The following is a 12,923-nucleotide window of genomic DNA, read 5'->3' on the forward strand; positions in this document are numbered from 1 at the left end:
ACCATTTAGGGCAAATGGTCGAACGCCGAACCCGACAGTTCACAGAGGCCAGCGTTGAGTTGCAGCGGGAAATCGACGAACGCAAACAGCTGGAAACCCAATTGGTGCAATCGGAAAAACTCGCCTCTCTGGGCCAACTGGCGGCTGGCGTTGCTCATGAAATCAACAACCCCATTGGCTTCATTTCCTCCAACCTCGGCACCCTGGATGGCTACTTCAAACAATTGCAGGAAATGCTCGAAGCCTATCGGGATGCGGAAGAGGCGATCGGCTCCAGCGAGATCGTCGAGCGTTTGCACCAACTGCGCGAACGGGTCGAGCTGGAGTTCCTGCGCGAAGACATTCCGCTGCTGATCAAGGAATCCAAGGACGGCATCAACCGGGTCGGGCAGATCGTCAAGGACCTGAAGGACTTCTCCCGGGTGGACTCCAATCAGGAATGGCAATGGGCCAATCTGCAACAGGGCATTGAATCGACCTTGAACATTGTCGCCAACGAACTCAAGTACAAGGCCGATGTGCTCAAGGAATATCAGGTCCTGCCCGACATCGAATGCCTGCCTTCGCAAATCAATCAGGTGATCATGAACCTGATCGTCAACGCCTCTCAGGCCATCGGCCCGGAGCGTGGCACCATCACCTTGCGCACCGGGCTTGAAGCGGAAACGGTGTGGATCGAAGTCGCAGACACCGGCGCCGGCATCGCGCCAGACTGCCTGCAGAAAATCTTCGACCCGTTCTTCACCACCAAACCGGTGGGCCAGGGGACAGGGCTGGGGTTGTCCCTGTCCTATGGCATCGTGAAAAAACATCGGGGAGATATTACGGTGCGCAGCGAAGTCGGCGTGGGGACCACCTTCAGGGTCGAGCTACCGGTGCACCAATCCAAGCTGGCAAGTTGAACACCAATCAAATGTGGGAGCGGGCTTGCTCGCGAAGGCGGTGTGTCAGGCAACATGCATAGCGACTGACACGCCCCCTTCGCGAGCAAGTCGGATCGCCGCACCGCCGCTCCCACAGGTTCTTTAGCAGTCAGACAATTATGTGGCTTCCTGGAAATCCATCTCCGGCGGCTGGCGACGGAAGCCACCGGTCAGCACCGCCAGGTACACCACGCCAATCGCCAGCCAGCTCAGGCCCAGATAGATCGCCAGGTGATCGAGGCTGACCATCAGCCACAAATCCGCCGCCAGACCGATAAACGGGAACAGCAGGAACAACACGAATTCACGCAGCCCTTTGTTCTCACCGCCAATCCAGTAGTGAAAGATCACCGACAGGTTCACCAGACTGAACGCCAGGAATGCGCCGAAGTTGATGAACGAGGTCGAGGTGGTGACGTCCAGTTTCAGCGCCAGCAAAGCGACCACGGCGCACAGCAGGATGCTGTTGACCGGCGTGCCAAAGCGTTCATGCAAAGTGCCGAAGAACGATTTTGGCAGCACACCGTCGCGGCCCATGGCGAACAATAGCCGCGAGCCGCTGGCCTGCGCCGACAGACCCGACGCGAACTGGCCGACGATCAGGCCGATCAGGAAGATCGACACGAACAGGTCACCACCAATGTTGCGGGCAATTTCATAGGCCGCCGAGTCGACGCTGTCGAACTGGAACGACGGATGCGCGATCTGCACGAAGTACGACACACTGACGAAAATCAGCCCGCCGATCAGGGTGATCAGCATGATCGCTCGCGGGATGGTGCGGCGCGGGTCGCGGGTTTCTTCGGTCAGGGTGCTGACCGCGTCAAACCCGAGGAATGAATAACAGGCGATGGCTGCACCGCTCATGATCAGCGGCATCTGCATGTCACCGTTGAAGAACGGTTTGACCGACCACAACGGCGTGCTCGCATCACCACCGACGTAATGAACACACAGCGCAACGAAGGCGATCAGTACCAGGAATTGCACCAGCATCAGTAACGCGTTGATGCCGTTGGCCAGTTTCAGACCGACGATGTTGATCGCACTGGTGATGCCGATGAACGCCAGCACCCAGATCCACTGCGGCACGGCTGGGAACGCGGAGTTGAGGTAGGCCGCGCCGATCAGCCAGATCGCCATCGGCAGGAACAGGTAGTCGAGCAGCACGGCCCAACCGGCAATGAAACCAAGTTTCGGGCTGATCGCCTTGCGGACATAGCTATAGGCCGAACCAGCGACGGGAAACGCCGAGGCCATTCGGCCGTAACTCATGGCGGTGAAAAACATCGCCACCAGCGCCGCCAGATAAGCGGCCGGGACCATGCCGGCGGTGGATTGAGCGAGGATGCCAAAAGTGCCGAGCACGATGATCGGCGTCATGTAGGCGATGCCGAACAGCACCACCGAACCCAATGACAGGGTGCGTTGCAAACGAGCCATGAGCGACTACTCCGAATTTATTAGATTTATGGCAGAGCCGAGTTCGGCGCTAAATTTCGGGTGTTTCGTTGTTGTTCTGGTTTTTTGGCCGACAGAGATGTGTCGCCTGTCAGGGCCTCATCGTGAGCAAGCTCGCTCCCACAGTTGTTCTCTGTCGTTCACGAATTTTGTATCCGCTGAAGATCCCCTGTGGGAGCGAGCTTGCTCGCGATGAGGTCAGCACAAACCACAAAGTATCCGGATCATCTCTGAGGAATCATCAGCTCCCGCAATCCACAAGCATGCTCAACAATTTCCCCCGGCAACCGCAGCCGCTGATCATCCAGATACCGATAATCCTGTCGCGCCGCCGTCAGCTGATTCAGGTCCAGCTCCACTGCAAACTGCCCCTCCTCGCGCCCGCCCTCGAACAACAAAGTCCCCAGCGGATCCACCAGCGCACTGCCGCCCGCAAACACCAACCCGCCATCGCCCTCCTCCACCCGGTTGACCATCAGCGCAAACGCCTGGTTTTCCTGGGCGCGGGCCATGATCGCGGTGCGGTGCGTCGGGCCGTAAGGGTCCATGTTGCCGTTGGTGACGATCAGCAGTTCGGCACCCAATTGCGCCAGGGCCCGGGCGGTTTCCGGGAATTCGATGTCGTAGCAAATCAACAGGCCAACCCGCACACCGTTCCACTCACACGTGGCGTAACGGTCCCCGGCCTCGAACACACCACGATCCGATGCCCACAGGTGCGTCTTGCGATATTTCAGCGCGATGCCTTCGGGGGTGATCAGCAGCGTGGTGTTGTAGAAGCAGCCGTTGTCGTTCTCGGCCATGCCGATCACCACGGCGATGTTGCGTTCACGGGCCGCAGCCAGCACCGCGCTGACGGTCGGACCGTCCAGCGGTTCGGCGGTTTCGGCCAACGCCTCGAGGGACGGGAAGCCCATCAGGTGGGTTTCGGGAAACACGATCAACTGCGTATCGGCAGCACAGGCAGCCATCGCCTTCAAAGCGCGTTCGAGGTTGTAAGCCGTGTCGTTGTCACGGCCCGCCAACTGGGCGAGTTCGACTTTCATGGGTATTCCTTGTTCTTGACCAGGCTGGTAGAAAGATTGCCCGGTCGGTGTCTGTGCGCCAGTATGCGCAGCAAGCCACCGGCCGGGAAATCACGCCGCTGGGGTAACCCGATAGGGGTAGAGGCATGACACTTTCGTTAGACGACATCGCGTGGCACCGCTCGGTCGGGCAACTGATCGATGCTCTGGACAAGCCCAATTTCTGGACGCAGCTGGTACGGTTGCTGGATCAGTACGTGACCTTCGACAGCTGGGTAGCGCTGCTTTTCAGCGCCGATCAGCACCCGCAAGTGTTCGCCGAATGCCCGGGCGCGGACGGCAGTCCCGATCAGTTGTTCCAGGATTATCTGCGCGGTTTGTATTTGCTCGATCCGTTCTACATCGCCTGTCGCGAGCAGTCGCGCACCGGGCTCTATCGCCTGTCGGAAGTGGCGCCGGAGCATTTCGAGCTGACCGAGTATTACCAGCGCTACTTTCGTCTGAATGTGGTCGCCGACGAAATCCAGTTCAATTGCCAGCTCGAAGGCGACCGCACGCTGTGCCTGTCACTGGGCAGCAAGCAACGTTTCAGCAGCCAACAGATTGCCTTGCTGTCGCTGATCCAGCCCTGGGTGCTCGGCCTGTTGCGCCAGCGCCTGCCCTACGAAATCAACGAAGTCGTGGCCCTCGCGCCGGCACCGCCGCAAGTCGACTGGCGCGTGCAGCTGGAAGCGTCGGTGCAACAACTCAAAGGCGCGCAATTGACCGCTCGGGAGCTGGATGTCGGGCGTTTGATGCTCAGCGGTTGCTCCAGTAAAGAAATCGCCCGTAAGCTGGAAATCTCTGTCGAAACCGTGAAAGTCCATAAGAAACACATGTACAGCAAACTGGGGATCAAATCCCAGTCAGAGCTGTTTTCGATTTTTCTCCAGGCACAAAATGCCTGATTGCTCAGTGGAATGCTTTTCTGTGGGAGCGAGCCTGCTCGCGATAGCGGTTTCATGTTCAACATTGATGTTGGCTGACCCGGCGCCATCGCGAGCAGGCTCGCTCCCACAGGGGATCTTTGTATCCATGCACCTGCTGTGTTGAACACAATTGAGTCCGAACCCAAGGAAACCGTATGAGCCTGTCACTCCTGAGCCGCTACGCCTTCTTTGCCGTCTGTGTGATGTTTACTCTCGCCAGCCTGCCCTTCCTGGAGCACGACTGGCTCTGGCCGATCACCGCCGTCACCGGCATTCTCAGCCTCGTGGGCCTGTTCGATCTGCTGCAAAACCCTCACGCCGTGCGCCGTAATTACCCGATCCTCGGCAACATCCGCTATCTGGTGGAGGGTATTCGCCCGGAAATCCGCCAGTACCTGCTCGAGTCCGACAGCGACGCCCTGCCCTTCTCCCGGGCTCAGCGTTCGCTGGTCTATTCACGGGCCAAGAACGAAAGCGCCGACAAACCCTTCGGCACCTTGATCGATGTGTATCAGTCGGGTTTCGAATTCATCGGCCATTCCATGCGCCCGGCGCCGTTGAGCGACCCGAGCAGTTTCCGGGTAACGGTCGGCGGCCCGCAGTGCACGCAGCCGTACTCGGCGTCGGTGTTCAACATCTCGGCCATGAGCTTCGGCTCCCTCAGCGCCAACGCCATTCGCGCGCTGAACCAGGGGGCGAAACTCGGCAACTTCGCCCACGACACCGGCGAAGGCAGCATCAGCGCCTATCACCGGGAAAACGGCGGCGACCTGACCTGGGAACTCGGCAGCGGCTACTTCGGCTGCCGCACCGCTGACGGGCGCTTCGACCCGGAACGCTTCGCGGCACAAGCGCAGACGCCCCAAGTGCGGATGATCGAAATCAAGATGAGCCAGGGTGCCAAACCCGGTCATGGCGGGATTCTGCCCAAGCACAAGGTCACCAAGGAAATCGCCGAAACCCGCGGCATCCTGATGGGCGAAGATTGCATCTCGCCGTCGCGGCACAGCGCGTTTTCCACGCCGGTTGAACTGATGCACTTCATCCAGCAGCTGCGCGAACTGTCCGGCGGCAAACCGGTGGGCTTCAAGTTTTGCCTGGGCCATCCGTGGGAATTCATGGGCATCGCCAAGGCCATGCTGGAAACCGGCATCCTCCCGGACTTCATCGTGGTCGATGGCAAGGAAGGCGGCACCGGCGCCGCGCCCGTGGAGTTCACCGACCACATCGGTGTGCCGATGCGCGAAGGCCTGCTGTTCGTGCACAACACGCTGGTCGGCCTGAACCTGCGAGACAAAATCAAACTCGGTGCCAGCGGCAAGATCGTCAGTGCCTTCGACATTGCCAGCGTCCTGGCCATCGGCGCCGACTGGGCCAACTCGGCGCGCGGCTTCATGTTCGCCATCGGTTGCATCCAGTCGCAAAGCTGCCACACCAACAAATGCCCGACCGGTGTCGCCACCCAGGACACCCTGCGCCAACGCGCACTGGTGGTTCCGGACAAGGCCCAACGCGTCTTCAACTTCCACCGCAACACCCTCAAGGCGTTGGCCGAAATGCTTGCCGCTGCCGGGTTGGAACATCCTTCGCAATTGTCGGCCAAGCATTTGGTACGGCGCATGTCGGCAACCGAGATCAAACTGTTCTCGCAGTTGCATGTGTTCTTGAAACCGGGGGAGTTGCTGACAGGTGAAGTGAATGGCGAGTTTTACTCGCGGATGTGGCAGATGGCGCGGGCGGACAGTTTTGAGCCGAATGAGGTGGCTGCCGCGTAAACAACGTTTGAACGCCAACCTCATCGGGAGGTTGGGATTACATCAAGGAAGAACACCATGCTGAAAGTCATCGCTCAGGATTTCATCAAACCCGAACACATTGAAACCGTTCGCCCGTGGTACGCCGAACTGGTCGAGAAGACTCGACTGGGGCCTGATTGCATCGCTTACGACTTATTCATCGATCAAAAAGATCCCGGGCACTTTATCTTCATCGAACAATGGCCGAATCAGGCGGCGCTGGATGCTCATTGCCAGTCGGAGCATTTTCGGCGGCTGGTACCGCAGATCAACGCTTACCAGGCCAGGGATTGCATTGTCGTGCGGATGGATGCGTTCTGACGCCCGCCGTCACCAGTGCAGCGCCTTAATCGGCGCTGGCTCTTTCATGACAATAAAACCGTAATCCCCCAGCAGATAAATTCGGTAGTACAGGTTCTCCACCACCGGTGGATAACCCTGATAACCCACCCTCGTCGCGTTACGTCGCTCCTTCTCCGCAACGACGTTGGTGATGCCCACTTTCGGCAGGTTCTCGGCCAGCATGAAGAAGTCGATGTTCAGCAGATAGTGCAGCACCGGCATTTGCTTGAACGAGCCCGCCGCGCCCCGCAGCCAGTGATCGGAATAGGTCACTGACATGTAGATGCGCTTGGCCTCGAGCAGCTGTCGATTCGACGCGATATCGTGTTCAAGACTTAACAACGCGCTGGCCGCGAAGGCTTTCTGCACGGTCAGCACCCGCCCATAGGCGTACGACAGCGAAAGCATCGCCAGCAGTGGAACCATCAACAACAACGGCAGCCGCTGGTGGATTCGTGCCAGCGCCAGATGGCTCAAATAGAACAACAGCACCAACAGAACCGCGAAGCCCATCAGGGTCCTGGCGCCTTCATTGAAGTCCCGGAAAAACAGCGCCATACCCGACACCAGTAAGGTCACTACCGGTAATGCCAGCACACAGATCAGGCCGATCAGCATCTTGTTCGCTGTGCTGTCCTGACGCGCCACGACGTTGAGCCCCAGGCGAACTGCGCCAGCAATGGCACACAGCAACAACCCCGCGAACACCCAGGCAAATCCGCCGTGAAACAGCAGCACGACTTTTTCCAGCACTCTGGCGATGTTGACGTGCAGTTGCAGCAACGGCTCCGCGGCCCAGTTCAGCAGCAGGGTGCGATTCTGCTGAGTGAACGGATAAGCACTGACGGCGTAAATCAGGCAGCCCAGGAAGGCCTGAGCGATTTTCCAGCCGATCAACTCGCACCACTTCGGCCAGGCCAGTTTGTCATTGGCGCCCCTGAGCACTTCGAGGCAACACAACCCGAGAAACACATTGAAGCTCACCTGATACAGCCCTATCGCCAAGGCAACCAGGAAGGACGGCACCAGCCACTGCTGAATGCGCGAGGGGGGACGAATGGTGATCGCATAGATGACCGCCACCACGCTCAAAGCCATGGCGGGTCCGTCGTATTGATAAGACAGGTTTTGCAGAAAGAATGGGTTGTACCAGAGCGGCAACGGCACCAGGCAGCAAGCAATCGTCGGTTGCGGGTAGTAATGAAACGTCAGACTGGTCAACGCCGCGGCCATGGCCAACGAGGCGATCAACAGTGGCAGCGGAAAGATGTTCGGCGCGGCATTGCTGAAGGTCAGCAGGTTGTAGAACAGCTCGGTGAATAACCGTCCCTGCTCCGCCCAGGCCGAACCGGCCGCGGCCGACAACGATCGCCAGTTGTCGTCGATATACGGATAGTCCGCAAGGATCAGCGGCACCACATACACAAAGGTCGCCAACAGAAAAAACAGCCAGACTTGCCGACGCCCGAGTTCCTTGCTGAAAAAGTCGCTGAACCTGCCCATGCTAAAACCCGAGCCGGTCTTTGCCGCCGACGACGTCTTTCACCACATAGCGCGGCCGATGCTTGGCCTCGATGTAAATGCGGCCGACGTACTCACCGAGGATGCCGATGCCGATCAGTTGCACGCCGCCGAGAAACAGAATGGCCGTCATCAACGACGGGTAACCGGGGACGCTGTTGCCGAAGAAAATCTTGTCCAGCACCATGTACACCGCGTAGAGCACCGCGAAGATCGAAATACCGCCACCGACGTAAGTCCATAAGCGCAACGGCACCGTACTGAAGGAGGTCACGCCTTCCAGCGCCAGGTTCCAGAGCTTCCAGCCATTGAACTTGCTGGTGCCCGCCACTCGCTCGGCTCGCTCGTACTCCACCACCACGGTGTTGAATCCGGCCCATGACAGCACGCCCTTCATGAACAACTGGTGCTCGGGAAGCGCACGAATCACGTTAACCACCTTGCGATCCATCAGCCGGAAATCCCCGACGTTTTCTTCGATGCGGGTGTAAGCGATACGGTTCAGCACACGGTAGAACAGCGACGCGCTGTGGCGTTTCAGGTAACTGTCGGCGGTGCGATCCCGGCGCTTGGCGAGCACCACATCCGCGCCTTTTTGCCATTCGCCAATCAACCGCGGGATGACGCTGATCGGGTCCTGCAAATCGACATCCATGGGAATCACCGCATCGCCGGTGGCATATTCCAGGCCGGCGAACAACGCTGGTTCCTTGCCGAAGTTGCGCGAGAAGTTGATCAGCAATACCTGTTCATCGACCTGCGCCAGGGCCTTGACCTCCTCAGCCGTCCGGTCGGAACTGCCATCGTTGATGAACACGATTTCGATCTCAGCCTGGTCAAGCCTCAACTCGCGACGCACGGCCTGATAAAACAGACTGATCGCCTGTTCTTCATTGAATACCGGAACGATCAACGAGACTTTCATGCGTTACGCTCGCGAAAGACCACGTACTTTGAAAACAGAAAGCCAAGCACCAGGCTCAATGCCGAAAAGATAGCCACCGTCAGCAGGCCGTGAAGTCTCCACACGTCGCCTGCATGGCCGACACCCAGACTCAGCGCCCCCATGGCTCCCAAGAATAGAAGATAACCGCCGACCGACGCCTTGGCATCGAAGGTGTACAGCGCGTTCATGTAGAAGGAAAACGAGGCAGCCACGCAGAAGGCAGCCAGGTTACTGACCGCCTGACTGAGGCCGGCCCCCACGCTCAGCAGGAAGAAGATTTGCCAGTGGATCAGCGTGTTGGCGACCCCGACCACCGTGTAGCTGGAAAATCCTTTCCACAAAAGCTTCATGGTGACCCTCCTGTTTCACGTCATAAAACTTTGAACCTGTCTACTGTCAGAAATCACAGGCCTGAGCGCCTTTCAGACCAGCGGTTAAGGCTTTCCTCACGCCAGGAGACATCCCGTAATATCCCGGTTTTGCAATTACCTGCGAATCACGCCACCCTGCGCGCCGCCGATATGCGGCGCGCAACCTTTGGCGCCTTCGGCTACTCCTTATTCTCAACACCCGTTCACGAGCCCGCCGTCATGACGTTTGAGCGCGATCACCGAATCGACTTTTTTCGCGGCCTGGCACTGATCTTCATTTTTTGGGATCACGTGCCTCACAACCCCCTTGGCCAAATCACTCTGCGCAATGTCGGTTTCAGCGATGCCGCAGAAATATTCGTGTTTCTCGCCGGCTACGCGGCCGTTCTGGCCTACGGCAAAATCCTTGCGCGCGATGGCTACCTTATCGCCTGCGTGAAGATTCTGCGGCGCGCCTGGGTGCTCTATGTGGTCCATATTTTCCTGCTGGCCATGCTGATGGGCATCGTGTTCTTCGCCAACAGCCATGTGGAAACCCGCGATCTGGTGGAGGAAATGGGCCTGCATCACTTCATCACCAACCCCCAGCAAGCGTTGACGGATGAGTTACTGCTGCGCTTCAAACCGAACCTGATGGACCCGCTGCCGTTGTACATCGTGCTGCTGGCGGGATTGCCACTGGTCCTGCCGTTGCTGGTGCGCAAGCCGTGGGCGGTCGTCGCGGTGTCATTGGCGGTGTACTGGCTGGCACCGCGGTTTGGCTGGAACCTGGCGGCCATCAAGGACGGTGTGTGGTACTTCAACCCGGTCACCTGGCAACTGCTGTTTATCCTCGGCGGCTTTGCGGCGATTCACGGGCTGCGGCCACGGTTGCCCGACACTCGCCCGCTGTTGCGCCAGCCCTTGTTTGTCAGCGCGGCGGTGTACGTGGTGGTGACCGGCGTGATTACTGTCTCCTGGCGGTGGCCGGAAATACACGATGCCCTGATGCCAGCCAGCCTGAGCAACCTGCTGTACCCGATCAGCAAGACCGATCTGTCGCCGGTCCGTCTGCTGCACTTCCTGGCGCTGGCTTATGTCACCGCCAGGCTCTTGCCCGGCAACGGCTGGACGCAAAACTGGCTGGCGCAGCAATGCTGCCGCATGGGGCGCTACTCACTGGAAGTTTTCTGCCTCGGCGTGCTGTTGGCGCCCTTGGCGGACATGCTCAACGCCCTGACCGACGATGCGTTTGCCATGCAGGTTTTCACCGCGTTGGTGGGGGCCGGGGTGATGGCGTTGCTGGGGGCGTGGCTGGACTTCAATAAACGCCTGAATCGATCAGTGCAAACCGCGACAGCCTGAAATGCAAAAGCCCCGGCCAATGGACCGGGGCTTTTTCATTTCAAGCGTTACGCCTTACGAAGCCGAACGCACCGCACCCTGTGACACATTGGTCGGTTGCAGCTTGAACACGTAGAACAACACCGTCAGCAGGACCAGGAACGCCGGGCCCACATAGAGCGCCACGCGAGTGTCCGGGAAGTACGCCATCAGGCCGACCACCAGCACCAAAAACGCCAGCGCCAGATACGAGCTGACCGGGTACAACCACATCTTGTATTTCAGGCCGGCACACTCGCTGGCGCTCAGGCCTTTGCGGAACTTGAGCTGGGCCAGCAGGATCATCACCCAGGTCCAGATCGCGCCGAAGGTGGCAATCGCCGTCACCCAGACGAACACTTTCTCAGGCACCAGGTAGTTGAGCAGCACGCCCAGCAACAAGGCACCGATCGACAGCAGCAAGGCGCGACGCGGCACGCCGTTGTTCGAGGTCTTGGCGAAACCGGCCGGGGCCTGACCGTTCTGCGCCAGACTGTAGAGCATGCGCCCGGTGCTGAAGATGCCACCGTTGCAGGAAGACAGCGCCGCGGTGATCACCACGAAGTTGATGATGCCGGCGGCAGTCTTGATGCCAAGACGCTCGAAGGTCATCACGAACGGGCTGCCCTGGGTGCCGATTTCGTTCCACGGGTAGATCGACAGGATCACGAACAGCGCGCCGACGTAGAACAGCAGAATCCGCCAGAACACCGAGCCGATGGCATTGGGAATGGTTTTCTGCGGGTTCTTCGCTTCACCGGCGGTCAGGCCGATCATCTCGACGCCGAGGTAGGCGAACATCACCATTTGCAGGGACATCAACACGCCTTGCACGCCGTTGGGCATGAAGCCGCCGTGCGCCCAGAGATTGGAAACCCCCAGCGCCACGCCGTCGTTGCCGAAGCCGAACGCGATCACACCGATACCGCCAACCACCATTGCAATGATGGTGACGATCTTGATCAGGGCAAACCAGAATTCGAACTCACCGAAGGCTTTCACCGCGATCAGGTTGATCGAGCCCATGCTGATCAACGCGGCGAGCGCCCAGATCCAGCGCGGCACATCGGGGAACCAGACGCCCATGTACACCGCCACCGCGGTGATTTCCGCAACGCAGGTCACCAGCCACAGGAACCAGTAATTCCAACCGGTCAGGAAGCCCGCCAATGGGCCGAGGTAGTCTTGAGCATACCGACTGAAGGAGCCAGCGACCGGGTTGTGCACAGCCATTTCGCCGAGGGCGCGCATGATCACCAGGATCGCCAGACCGCCGATGATGTAGGACAGCATGATTGCCGGACCGGCCATCTCGATGGCCTTGGCCGAACCGAGGAACAGACCGACGCCGATACAGGCACCGAGTGCCATCAAGCGAATATGCCGTTCGCCGAGTTCGCGTTTGAGCGGGCCGCCTTGAGCGGTCTCGCCATTGGGCAGGTGATTGCCTGGCATAGGGGTACAACCTCGTCTTGTTATTGGATATGACCACCGAGTGTCGAAGCGCTGACCGGTAAGCCAATGCTTTTCTGAAACCGAGCCTGCTTCGTGGGCAAACCCGTCTTGTAGGACAAAACCTGCAAGATCAGCGGGGCGTGCAGTATAAAAAGCTTCCCACAGGGTTTTTCACTCTATAAACCACAACATTTAGCGAGAACTCTCGGGAAAAGCCGGGTTTACGGAGGGGCATTACCTGCCTTACGTAGGATTATTCGCCAATGAAACGGCGCGGAGTATTGCACGGTAATGGTGCATCGTCATGTCCCTATCCAGCCAGCATTCGCACGGCGATGGCTCTAGCTCAGACCTTTAAGGCGACTCAACCTCTGTGCGGGGACGCTGGATACAGCGTCCGGGCAAGGGTGAGGTTTGCAGGTCGTGGTCCGGCCGATGGCAGACAGCATTGCCGATGAGATTCGCTTGGCAATGCCTGCGTTGGGGCGCATCGCGAGCAAGCTCGCTCCCACAAAAAGCAAAGCAGCGCATACCCGCCTCGCTTCTCACCACTCAACAGGCCGAGCGTTAGCTCGCCTGCAGCTCTTGATCTTGATCCACCCGCCCCATCATGCCCTGAGCCTCTCCGTCAACCCGAAGCAGACCGGAGGGCAGTGTCCCCGGATGGATACCGGAACGAAGGAACGCCGAGCCTAAGCGAGGGGCCGGACGCTCGGGGCGAGCCTTTTTTTGCTTACTTWWTTTTGGCGTTTC

General features: G+C 59.0%; 12 protein-coding genes and 2 pseudogenes. 7 read left to right on the top strand and 7 right to left on the bottom strand.

The window, feature by feature from the left end; translation table 11 throughout:
* Nucleotides 1-89 precede the first annotated feature (89 nt).
* Both ASC74_RS32670 and ASC74_RS32675 read left to right on the top strand, forming a co-directional pair.
* Nucleotides 90-176: pseudogene (locus ASC74_RS32670) on the top strand (hypothetical protein); the annotation flags it as partial.
* A gap of 57 nt (nucleotides 177-233) precedes the next feature.
* Nucleotides 234-902, top strand: coding sequence for an ATP-binding protein (locus ASC74_RS32675; RefSeq protein ID WP_442965778.1), 669 nt, complete (start codon nucleotides 234-236; stop codon nucleotides 900-902).
* A 138-nt stretch (nucleotides 903-1,040) separates the two neighbouring features.
* Here ASC74_RS32675 and ASC74_RS14790 read toward each other — a convergent pair whose 3' ends face one another.
* Nucleotides 1,041-2,366 carry an APC family permease gene (locus ASC74_RS14790; RefSeq protein WP_056742037.1) on the bottom strand — a complete coding sequence of 442 codons (1,326 nt, stop codon included), beginning with the start codon at nucleotides 2,364-2,366 and terminating at the stop codon, nucleotides 1,041-1,043.
* Nucleotides 2,367-2,608: 242 nt separating this feature from the next.
* The gene (locus ASC74_RS14795) at nucleotides 2,609-3,430 is read right to left on the bottom strand and encodes a carbon-nitrogen hydrolase family protein (protein ID WP_056742038.1); all 822 of its coding nucleotides are present in this window, start codon (nucleotides 3,428-3,430) and stop codon (nucleotides 2,609-2,611) included.
* A gap of 125 nt (nucleotides 3,431-3,555) precedes the next feature.
* Here ASC74_RS14795 and ASC74_RS14800 point away from each other — a divergent pair, with 125 nt between their 5' ends.
* The 3 genes from ASC74_RS14800 to ASC74_RS14810 all read left to right on the top strand — a co-directional run bounded on the left by ASC74_RS14800 (nucleotide 3,556) and on the right by ASC74_RS14810 (nucleotide 6,494).
* The gene (locus tag ASC74_RS14800; RefSeq protein WP_056742039.1) at nucleotides 3,556-4,356 is read left to right on the top strand and encodes a helix-turn-helix transcriptional regulator; all 801 of its coding nucleotides are present in this window, start codon (nucleotides 3,556-3,558) and stop codon (nucleotides 4,354-4,356) included.
* Between the two features lie 176 nt (nucleotides 4,357-4,532).
* Nucleotides 4,533-6,152 carry an FMN-binding glutamate synthase family protein gene (locus ASC74_RS14805; protein ID WP_056742040.1) on the top strand — a complete coding sequence of 540 codons (1,620 nt, stop codon included), beginning with the start codon at nucleotides 4,533-4,535 and terminating at the stop codon, nucleotides 6,150-6,152.
* 57 nt (nucleotides 6,153-6,209) lie between these two features.
* Nucleotides 6,210-6,494, top strand: coding sequence for a putative quinol monooxygenase (locus ASC74_RS14810; RefSeq protein WP_056742041.1), 285 nt, complete (start codon nucleotides 6,210-6,212; stop codon nucleotides 6,492-6,494).
* A gap of 9 nt (nucleotides 6,495-6,503) precedes the next feature.
* Here ASC74_RS14810 and ASC74_RS14815 read toward each other — a convergent pair whose 3' ends face one another.
* The 3 genes from ASC74_RS14815 to ASC74_RS14825 are packed head-to-tail and all read right to left on the bottom strand — an operon-like array spanning nucleotide 6,504 to nucleotide 9,332.
* Nucleotides 6,504-8,018, bottom strand: a complete 1,515-nt coding sequence (locus tag ASC74_RS14815; protein WP_056742042.1) for a glucosyltransferase domain-containing protein — start codon at nucleotides 8,016-8,018, stop codon at nucleotides 6,504-6,506.
* 1 nt (nucleotide 8,019) lies between these two features.
* Nucleotides 8,020-8,961, bottom strand: coding sequence for a glycosyltransferase family 2 protein (locus ASC74_RS14820; protein WP_056742043.1), 942 nt, complete (start codon nucleotides 8,959-8,961; stop codon nucleotides 8,020-8,022).
* Nucleotides 8,958-9,332, bottom strand: coding sequence for a GtrA family protein (locus ASC74_RS14825; protein WP_056742044.1), 375 nt, complete (start codon nucleotides 9,330-9,332; stop codon nucleotides 8,958-8,960). The genes ASC74_RS14820 and ASC74_RS14825 overlap by 4 nt, the downstream gene beginning before the upstream one ends.
* Before the next feature lie 240 nt (nucleotides 9,333-9,572).
* Here ASC74_RS14825 and ASC74_RS14830 point away from each other — a divergent pair, with 240 nt between their 5' ends.
* Nucleotides 9,573-10,697, top strand: coding sequence for an OpgC family protein (locus tag ASC74_RS14830; protein WP_056742045.1), 1,125 nt, complete (start codon nucleotides 9,573-9,575; stop codon nucleotides 10,695-10,697).
* A 54-nt stretch (nucleotides 10,698-10,751) separates the two neighbouring features.
* Here ASC74_RS14830 and ASC74_RS14835 read toward each other — a convergent pair whose 3' ends face one another.
* Nucleotides 10,752-12,170, bottom strand: coding sequence for an amino acid permease (locus ASC74_RS14835; protein WP_056742046.1), 1,419 nt, complete (start codon nucleotides 12,168-12,170; stop codon nucleotides 10,752-10,754).
* 388 nt (nucleotides 12,171-12,558) lie between these two features.
* Between ASC74_RS14835 and ASC74_RS32680 the strand changes: the two are divergent.
* Nucleotides 12,559-12,659 (top strand): annotated as a pseudogene (locus ASC74_RS32680) (hypothetical protein); the annotation flags it as partial.
* 78 nt (nucleotides 12,660-12,737) lie between these two features.
* On the opposite strand, the gene ASC74_RS32160 reads toward ASC74_RS32680, so the two are convergent.
* Nucleotides 12,738-12,923 (bottom strand): hypothetical protein (locus tag ASC74_RS32160; RefSeq protein WP_236713295.1); only part of this gene is annotated, 186 nt, incomplete at its 5' end.

Source organism: Pseudomonas sp. Root329, from assembly GCF_001424925.1.
Lineage (GTDB): Bacteria > Pseudomonadota > Gammaproteobacteria > Pseudomonadales > Pseudomonadaceae > Aquipseudomonas > Aquipseudomonas arabinosi.

What these genes read in the sequence shown, in the direction of transcription:
- ASC74_RS32675 (WP_442965778.1), top strand. Translation starts at nt 234, where the DNA reads ATGCTCGAAGCCTATCGGGATGCGGAAGAGGCGATCGGCTCCAGCGAG.
- ASC74_RS14790 (WP_056742037.1), bottom strand. Translation starts at nt 2,366, where the DNA reads ATGGCTCGTTTGCAACGCACCCTGTCATTGGGTTCGGTGGTGCTGTTC.
- ASC74_RS14795 (WP_056742038.1), bottom strand. Translation starts at nt 3,430, where the DNA reads ATGAAAGTCGAACTCGCCCAGTTGGCGGGCCGTGACAACGACACGGCT.
- ASC74_RS14800 (WP_056742039.1), top strand. Translation starts at nt 3,556, where the DNA reads ATGACACTTTCGTTAGACGACATCGCGTGGCACCGCTCGGTCGGGCAA.
- ASC74_RS14805 (WP_056742040.1), top strand. Translation starts at nt 4,533, where the DNA reads ATGAGCCTGTCACTCCTGAGCCGCTACGCCTTCTTTGCCGTCTGTGTG.
- ASC74_RS14810 (WP_056742041.1), top strand. Translation starts at nt 6,210, where the DNA reads ATGCTGAAAGTCATCGCTCAGGATTTCATCAAACCCGAACACATTGAA.
- ASC74_RS14815 (WP_056742042.1), bottom strand. Translation starts at nt 8,018, where the DNA reads ATGGGCAGGTTCAGCGACTTTTTCAGCAAGGAACTCGGGCGTCGGCAA.
- ASC74_RS14820 (WP_056742043.1), bottom strand. Translation starts at nt 8,961, where the DNA reads ATGAAAGTCTCGTTGATCGTTCCGGTATTCAATGAAGAACAGGCGATC.
- ASC74_RS14825 (WP_056742044.1), bottom strand. Translation starts at nt 9,332, where the DNA reads ATGAAGCTTTTGTGGAAAGGATTTTCCAGCTACACGGTGGTCGGGGTC.
- ASC74_RS14830 (WP_056742045.1), top strand. Translation starts at nt 9,573, where the DNA reads ATGACGTTTGAGCGCGATCACCGAATCGACTTTTTTCGCGGCCTGGCA.
- ASC74_RS14835 (WP_056742046.1), bottom strand. Translation starts at nt 12,170, where the DNA reads ATGCCAGGCAATCACCTGCCCAATGGCGAGACCGCTCAAGGCGGCCCG.